This is a genomic window from Lutibacter sp., assembly GCF_040883305.1.
Lineage (GTDB): Bacteria > Bacteroidota > Bacteroidia > Flavobacteriales > Flavobacteriaceae > Lutibacter.
In genome coordinates this window covers 1-3665 of record NZ_JBFLKT010000425.1, presented here as the reverse complement: position 1 = coordinate 3665, position 3665 = coordinate 1, and the positions used below count along the sequence as shown (strand labels likewise).

The 3665-nt window shown below is 31.4% G+C and carries 3 protein-coding genes; all 3 read right to left on the bottom strand.

Translation table 11 applies throughout. The features are described from left to right. Window positions 1-1051, bottom strand: a 1051-nt coding sequence (locus tag AB1Z17_RS13805; RefSeq protein ID WP_368052350.1) for an ABC-F family ATP-binding cassette domain-containing protein, incomplete at its 3' end; no start/stop codon positions are given. A gap of 132 nt (window positions 1052-1183) precedes the next feature. Further along, entirely contained in the window at window positions 1184-2260 is a 1077-nt protein-coding gene (gene prfA, locus AB1Z17_RS13800) for a peptide chain release factor 1 (RefSeq protein WP_368052349.1), read from the bottom strand. Window positions 2261-2383: 123 nt separating this feature from the next. After that, complete coding sequence (locus AB1Z17_RS13795; RefSeq protein ID WP_368052351.1) at window positions 2384-3562, bottom strand: AIR synthase related protein; 1179 nt, start codon at window positions 3560-3562, stop codon at window positions 2384-2386. Window positions 3563-3665 lie beyond the last annotated feature (103 nt).

The window sequence follows — 3665 nt, the reverse complement described above, 5'->3', positions numbered from 1 at the left end:
CAATAACTAAATTCGCATTTTTAAAAACTACGTGTTCGCTATAACTTTTAGATAATTCATTTACAACAATTGGATATTGTCCACTTCTTGGTGATGGTGGAAATTTTAAACGCAAAGCAGATGTATCAACCTCATCAACTTCTACCAATTGTAATTTCTCTAACATTCTAACTCGAGATTGTACCTGATTTGTTTTAGAATATGTTCCTTTAAAACGCTCAATAAAGTCCATATTATCAGCTATCATTTTTTGCTGTTCATCATATGCTTTTTGTTGATGCACTCTTCTATCTTTTCTCAATTCTAAATAATGAGAATAATTTGCTTTATAATCGTAAATTCTTCCCATAGTTACTTCAATAGTTCTATTTGTAATATTATCTACAAACGCTCTATCATGTGAAATTACAATTACTGCTTTGGCTGAATTAATTAAAAAATCTTCTAACCATTGTACACTTTCAATATCTATATGATTTGTTGGTTCATCTAATAAAATTAAATCAGGCTTTTGTAATAAGATTTTAGCCAACTCTATACGCATTCTCCATCCTCCAGAAAATTCTGAAGTAGGTCTGTTAAAATCGTTACGTTCGAAGCCCAACCCTTTTAAAACCTTTTCAACCTCTGCTTCATAATTTATTTCTTCAACAGCATAATACTTTTCACTTAATTCTGAAACACGTTCAATTAAGACCATATAAGCTTCACTCTCATAATCAGTTCTAACTGTAAGCTCTTCGTTAATGGCATCTATTTCAACTTTTATTTTAGTAATTTCTGCGAATGCCTTAGAAGTTTCTTCAAAAACAGTTGCATTGTCCGTTACTAATAAATGTTGTGGTAAATAAGCTATAACTGCTTCTTTTGGAGCTGTTATACTTCCAGAAGTTGGTTTCGTAGCTCCGGCAACAATTTTTAATAATGTTGATTTACCTGCACCATTTTTACCCATTAGTGCAATTTTATCATTTTCATTAATTGCAAATGAAACATTACTAAATAAAGTAGTGCCACTAAATTGAACTGAAATGTCATTAACTGTTATCATGTGTTTTATTTATTTTTGGAAGTGGCAAATATACATGGTTTGATTAACTTATTAATTATGAAAATTTTGATTTTAAAACAAAAAAAGCAAGAATAGAACATCCTTGCTTTTAGTTTATGTATGTATTTTAAATTAAAGTACTTCCCCTAATTCTTTAAGTTTCTCAGTATTTTCAGCAAGTTTTAATTCTTCAACAATTTTATGAATATCCCCATTTATTACATTTGATAAATCATATAACGTTAATCCAATTCTGTGTTCAGTTACGCGCCCTTGCGGATAATTGTAAGTTCTAATTTTTGCAGAACGATCTCCACTTGCAACCAGCGAATTTCTTTTAGCAGAATCTGCAGCTAATTTCTTCTCTAATTCTTGCTCATATAAACGAGAACGCAATACTTTCATAGCCTTCTCTTTATTCTTATGTTGTGACTTTTGATCTTGACATTGTGCAACTAATCCCGTAGGAACGTGCGTTAAACGCACTGCAGAATACGTGGTATTTACAGATTGACCTCCTGGACCTGACGAACAAAAATAATCTACACGGATATCGCTAGGTTTTAATTCTACATCAAATTCTTCGGCTTCTGGCAATACCATTACAGTTGCTGCAGAAGTATGTACACGACCTTGAGTTTCAGTTTGTGGAACACGTTGCACGCGATGTACTCCAGATTCAAACTTCATGTCTCCATAAACATCTTCTCCAGAAACACTAAAAATAATCTCTTTAAAACCTCCAGATGTTCCTTCACTAATATCTTCAATTTCTGTTTTCCATCCTTTATCTGAACAATACTTTGTGTACATTCTATACAAATCCCCTGCAAAAATACTTGCTTCATCTCCACCTGTTCCTGCTCTAATTTCAACAATTACATTTTTAGCATCATCTGGGTCTTTTGGAATTAACATAAACTTAATATCATCTTCAAGTTTTGGTAATTGAGCTGTAGCTTCTTCTAACTCCATCTTTGCCATTTCTGTCATTTCGGCATCAGAACCATCTGCAATAATCTCTTTAGCTTCTTCTATATTTTTTAACAAACCTTTATATTCTTCAGCAATTTTCATTACTGCACTTAAATCTTTATATTCTTTGTTAATTTGGATATAGCGTTTTTGGTCTGACATAATATCTGGTTGAATTATTAAATCAGAAACCTCGTCGAAACGTTGTTTTACTATTTGTAACTTATCTAACATTTATTTTTTAATTGGATTGCAAATTTACAATAATTTCTTGAGAATTAATTTGAAAATAAATTATGCTTATTTAAATACACGCATTCAATTCTATGTTTTTATGTACTAAAACTTTTATGTGATTTAATACTTAAAAGCTCCGTATTCACTTTTAATAGTCAATTTTTTAGTTTCTGAAGCTTCTACCCTACCAATAATTTGAGCGTTTACATTAAAACTTTTAGAAATTTCAATTAAATCGTTTGCTATTTCTGGTGAAACATATAACTCCATTCTGTGTCCGCAATTAAATACTTGATACATTTCCTTCCAGTCTGTATTGCTCTGCTCTTGAATTAATTTAAAAAGAGGCGGTACTTGAAACATATTATCTTTAACAATATGCAAATTATCTATAAAATGAAGTATTTTAGTTTGCGCTCCACCACTGCAATGAACCATCCCATGAATATCTTCTGGAGTATATTTTTCTAAAATTTTCTTTATAATTGGGGCATAGGTTCTGGTTGGTGACAATACTAATTTACCTGCATTAATTGGAGAGTTTTCAACTTTATCAGTTAATTTCATAGCTCCTGAATACACTAAATCACTTGGTACAGCTACATCAAAACTTTCAGGATATTTTTCGGCTAAATATTTACTAAAAACATCGTGACGTGCAGATGTTAATCCGTTAGACCCCATTCCACCGTTATACTCATTTTCGTAAGTTGCTTGTCCAAAAGATTCTAGACCTACAATTACATCGCCTGGTTTTATATTGGCATTATCAATTACATCACTTCTTTTCATTCTAGCGGTAACTGTAGAATCTACAATTATGGTGCGCACTAAATCTCCAACATCAGCAGTTTCCCCTCCTGTTGAATGAATTTCAACACCAAATCTTTTTAAATCTAGTAATAACTCTTCTGTTCCGTTAATTATTTGAGAGATAACTTCACCTGGAATTAGATTTTTATTTCTTCCAATAGTTGAGGACAACATAATATTATCTACTGCTCCTATGCATAACAAATCGTCGATATTCATAATTAAAGCATCTTGAGCAATGCCTTTCCAAACAGAAATATCTCCAGTTTCTTTCCAATACATGTAAGCTAAAGACGATTTTGTTCCAGCTCCGTCTGCATGCATGATCAAACAATAATCTTCATCTCCTGTTAAACAATCTGGCACAATTTTACAGAAAGCCTTCGGAAACAATCCTTTATCTACATTTTTTATGGCATTATGAACATCTTCTTTAGATGCTGAAACTCCTCTTTGACTGTATCTTTTACTAACTTCTGAACTCATTATTACTTTGTTTAATTGTTTAGCAAAAGTAATTTTTCTTTTTTGATTTATAAAACTAAAAAAACCGAATGTTAAATCATTCGGCTTTTTCATGTTTCAATAT

What these genes read in the sequence shown, in the direction of transcription:
- prfA (WP_368052349.1), bottom strand. Translation starts at nt 2,260, where the DNA reads ATGTTAGATAAGTTACAAATAGTAAAACAACGTTTCGACGAGGTTTCT.
- AB1Z17_RS13795 (WP_368052351.1), bottom strand. Translation starts at nt 3,562, where the DNA reads ATGAGTTCAGAAGTTAGTAAAAGATACAGTCAAAGAGGAGTTTCAGCA.